This window comes from Bradyrhizobium sp. Leo170, assembly GCF_004296405.1.
Classification (GTDB): Bacteria; Pseudomonadota; Alphaproteobacteria; order Rhizobiales; family Xanthobacteraceae; genus Bradyrhizobium.
In genome coordinates this window covers 1-4335 of the sequence record NZ_PSRR01000499.1, presented here as the reverse complement: position 1 = coordinate 4335, position 4335 = coordinate 1, and the positions used below count along the sequence as shown (strand labels likewise).

Below are 4335 nucleotides of genomic sequence, written 5' to 3'. Positions count from 1 at the left end.
CGGCCTAGAGGCACGGCCCTGTTACAGCGTGATGATCAATCGTCGTCACGCTGAATTTCTTTATTAAAACTGGACTCAGGATCAGCCTGCCGCGGCAGCGCAGTCGCGCAGGGCGCGCATCACGTCTTCGCGGGAAATGATGCCGGCGAGCTGTTCGCCTTCGAGCACCGGAATGCTCCGCAGTCGGTGATTGATCATCAATTCGAGCACGCGGGTCAACCGTGTCTCCGGCACCACATATATGAATTCCGACGTCATCACATCGGCGGTCGTCTTCTGCATCAGATCCTCATAGCGCGGAAGGATGCGCGCCGGCGTGAAGACGAAGCAGGACAAGAGATCGAATTTGGAGACCATCCCCACTACCTGCGTCCCGTCGACGACGGGATAGGTGTTGAAGTCCTCCTTCTCGAATCGTTCGCACAGTTTGGCCATCGTCATGTCGCGCGAGACCGTCTTCGGCTCGCGCGTCATGTAATCGGCGGCGGTCAGCTCGAGAAATTTGTACAAGGCGAATCCTCTGTCCAGTTCTTCATTTAAGCCAGCCGCCCCGCTGGCATATTGACCGAGGTCAATCACCGCACCTGCTGCGGGTCACAGCGACTGCGGGACGAAGCCCCTCCTCCCCTTGAGCAGGACTGGCCAATCGGACCATAATCTGCCAGACCATTGTACGAATCCACCCCTGCGGCGAAGAACCGGAAAAGCGTTTGACTGGCCTCGACCCCTCCCCCTCCGATGACCGCGCCCCTGATTGGCGCTTTCGGCTCGGTGCCGAGGGAGCCGGGATCGGCGGCTGGGATATCGATCTGGCGACCAAGCAGCTCACCTGGTCGACCACCGCGCGCAGGCTGTTCGGCGTTCCCGACGACGCGCCGATCAGCTATGAGCTCTTCCTCTCGCTGCTCGAGCCCGACGACCGCCAGCGCACCGAACAGGCCATTTCACGCGCGACCGAGAGCGGAGAGGCCTTCGACCTCGCCTACCGGCTGAGCCGAAATGATGGCGACAACCACTGGGTGCGGCTGCGCGGCAGTCTGACGCGGGACAAGACGTCTACGCATCTTTCCGGCATCGCGCTCGACATCGATGAGGAAAAGCAGCATGAGGAGGCCCTGCGCACGCGCGAAGGGCACCTGCAGTCGATCCTGGAGACGATCCCCGACGCGATGATCGTCATCGACGGCCGCGGCATCATGCAGTTCTTCTCGAGCGCCGCGGAACGGCAGTTCGGATATACCGAGCAGGAGGCCATCGGACAGAATGTCAGCATCTTGATGCCGGAGCCCGACCGCTCCCGCCATGACAGCTACGTGGCGCGCTACCTTACCACCGGCGAGCGCCACATCATCGGCATCGGCCGCATCGTGACCGGCCAGCGCAGGGACGGCACCACCTTCCCGATGCATTTGTCGATCGGCGAGATGCAGTCCGGCGGCGTGCCCTATTTCACCGGCTTCGTCCGCGACCTCACCGAGCACCAGCAGACCCAGGCGCGGCTGCAGGAATTGCAATCGGAACTCGTCCACGTCTCGCGCCTCAGCGCAATGGGCGAAATGGCGTCCGCGCTCGCCCATGAGCTCAACCAGCCGCTCGCCGCCATCAGCAATTACATGAAGGGCTCGCGCCGCCTGCTCGCCGCAAGCGATGACCCGAACCGCGCCAAGATCGAGAGCGCGATGGATCGCGCCGCCGAACAGGCGATCCGCGCCGGGCAGATCATCCGCCGGCTGCGCGACTTCGTCGCCCGCGGTGAATCGGAAAAGCGCGTCGAACGCCTCTCGAAGATGGTCGAGGAAGCCGGCGCGCTCGGGCTTGCCGGCGCCCGCGAGCAGGACGTGCGGATCCGCTTCAACCTCGATCCGCGATATGACTTGGTGCTGGTCGACCGCGTCCAGGTGCAGCAGGTGCTGGTCAATCTGTTCCGCAATGCGCTGGAGGCGATGGCGCAGTCCGAGCGGCGCGAATTGATCGCCTCGAACCGGCCGGTCGATGAGGACATGATCGAAGTATCGGTGTTCGACACCGGCCATGGATTTCCTGAGGATGTGGAGAAGAACCTGTTCCAGACCTTCTTCACGACAAAGGAAACCGGCATGGGCGTCGGGCTGTCGATCAGCCGCTCGATCATCGAGGCGCATGGCGGGCGGATGTGGGCCGAATCCAATCAGGCGGGCGGCGCGACCTTCCGTTTCACGCTGCCGGCGGTACCGAACGAGAGTTTGACAGATGGCACGTAGGGGAAATGTCTACGTCATCGACGATGACGACGCGATGCGGGATTCGCTGCAATTCCTGCTCGATTCGGCTGACTTCGAAGTCTGCCTGTTCGAGTCGGCGCAAGCCTTCCTCGACACCCTCCCCACCGTCGAGTTCGGCTGCGTGGTGTCAGATATCCGCATGCCCGGCATGGACGGCATCGAGCTGCTGAAGCGCGTCAAGGAAAGCCGCGGGGCCTTCCCGGTCATCATCATGACCGGCCATGGCGATGTCCCTCTCGCCGTCGAAGCGATGAGACTCGGCGCGGTCGACTTCATGGAGAAGCCGTTCGAGGACGACCGGCTGATCGCGATGATCGACGTCGCGCTACGGCAGGCCGAGGCCGGCGCCCGCGACGAGGCCGTGGCCCAGGATGTCGCCACCCGCATCGCCTCGCTCAGCCCGCGCGAGCGGCAGGTCATGGACGGGCTGGTGGCCGGGCTTTCCAACAAGATGATCGCCCGCGACTACAATATCAGCCCTCGGACCATCGAGGTTTACCGGGCCAATGTGATGACCAAGATGCAGGCGAGCAGCCTTTCGGAGCTGGTCCGCCTGGCCATGCGGGCCGGGGCGCTCAAGGATTGAGCTGAATCAAGCCGGCCGGCATCGACGGGCTTATAAATATGGGTTGACGGACCGGATGGCCGGCCCGGAAGCTGGATAACAGCCGCGATGCCCCCACCCACCAGAACTCCCCTTGTCTACGTCGTGGACGACGATTCCGACGTGCTTGGGTCGCTGCGTTTCCTCCTGGAAACCGACGGCTTCTATGTCCGCACCTTCCGCAGCGCCGAGGCGTTGCTGAACGCCATGACCATGGGCGGAGCCGACTGTTTCGTGATCGACTACAAGATGCCGAACATGAGCGGCATCGACCTCGCCGGGATTCTGCGCCAGCGCGACGTCAAGACGCCGATCATTCTGATCACCGGCTACCCCGACGCGACCATTCCGGCCAAGGCCGCGGCCGCCGGCATCCGCCATGTGCTGCACAAGCCGCATGTCGAGGACAGCCTGTCCACCCGCATCTGGGACGTGATCAAGACCGACCGATCGACCTCGCCCGCCCCGTAGCCTGTGGCCCGGGTGGAGCCCCGTAGCCCGGGTGGAGCGCAGCGTAACCCGGGGCCGCTCTCAAACGCGGGCGCAGACATCCCGGGTTACGCTAGCGCTCCACCCGGGCTACGAACGCGCAACCGCGACCTCCGTAATTCTACCTAAGGGCTTGCCCTTAAGGCATGGAGCGAAATTTCCGCGTTCGCCTGTTCCGCGTACCAAAAGCCATCCGCTGCATAGGAGATGGCTCATGCTCACCCAGTCGCCCGCCGCCGCTTCCCTCAACATTAACCGGCCTGTGCCGGGCGGCCATGCGCCTGCCGAGCCATTTTGCGGCCTGGCCGGACATGCCGGCCTGATCGCCACCGAATTCACCTACCGGAAAGACGAGGAGATCTACGGCGAGGACGAGCCGGCCGAATACGTCTACCAGGTGATCCGCGGCGCGGTCCGCACCTACAAGCTGCTCGCCGACGGGCGCCGCCAGATCGGCGCGTTCCATCTGCCCGGCGACGTCTTCGGGCTCGAGTCCGGCGCCAAGCACCGGCTGGCAGCGGAAGCCATCATCGACACCACCGTGCGCCTGGTAAAGCGCCGCAGCCTGGAACAGGCAGCCAGCACCGACGTCCAGGTCGCCCACAAGCTCTGGACCATGACGGCGGGCGATCTCAAGCATGCCGAAGAGCACATGCTCCTGCTCGGCCGCAAGAGCGCCATGGAGCGGGTCGCCAATTTCCTCCTGGAGATGGATCGCCGCCTTGCGGTTGCCGGCATGAGCATGATGGCGCTGCCGATGTGCCGCCGCGACATCGGCGATTATCTGGGACTGACACTGGAGACGGTATCCCGCGCGCTGTCGCAACTGAACGACGAAGGCGTGCTCGGCTTCTCCGGCGCCCGCCGGATCGTGCTGCGCAACCGCCAGCGCCTCCGCAACATGGATGTTTGATCCGGCGCAGGTCCGTAGCCCGGGTGAAGCGAAGCGCAACCCGGGACACTTCCATTCACGTCTACTGA

5 protein-coding genes are annotated in these 4335 nt (G+C 63.9%); 4 read left to right on the top strand and 1 reads right to left on the bottom strand.

The genetic code is table 11. The features are described from left to right. Positions 1 to 81 precede the first annotated feature (81 nt). Entirely contained in the window at positions 82 to 510 is a 429-nt protein-coding gene (locus CWO89_RS41275; RefSeq protein ID WP_130583986.1) for a CBS domain-containing protein, read from the bottom strand. A 200-nt stretch (positions 511 to 710) separates the two neighbouring features. Between CWO89_RS41275 and fixL the strand changes: the two genes are divergently transcribed. From fixL to CWO89_RS41255, 4 genes are all read left to right on the top strand, one after another. Beyond that, on the top strand, positions 711 to 2240 hold the full coding sequence (gene fixL / locus CWO89_RS41270) for a sensor protein FixL (RefSeq protein WP_130583985.1): 1530 nt from the start codon (positions 711 to 713) through the stop codon (positions 2238 to 2240). After that, positions 2230 to 2847 (top strand): response regulator FixJ, encoded by a 618-nt coding sequence (fixJ, locus tag CWO89_RS41265; RefSeq protein WP_130583984.1) that lies wholly within the window; start codon positions 2230 to 2232, stop codon positions 2845 to 2847. Before fixL ends, fixJ begins: the two co-directional genes overlap by 11 nt. Before the next feature lie 87 nt (positions 2848 to 2934). Next, positions 2935 to 3336: a response regulator gene (locus CWO89_RS41260; protein ID WP_130583983.1), complete on the top strand. Its 402-nt coding sequence runs from the start codon at positions 2935 to 2937 to the stop codon at positions 3334 to 3336. A gap of 232 nt (positions 3337 to 3568) precedes the next feature. Then, complete coding sequence (locus tag CWO89_RS41255) at positions 3569 to 4267, top strand: helix-turn-helix domain-containing protein (protein ID WP_130583982.1); 699 nt, start codon at positions 3569 to 3571, stop codon at positions 4265 to 4267. Positions 4268 to 4335 lie beyond the last annotated feature (68 nt).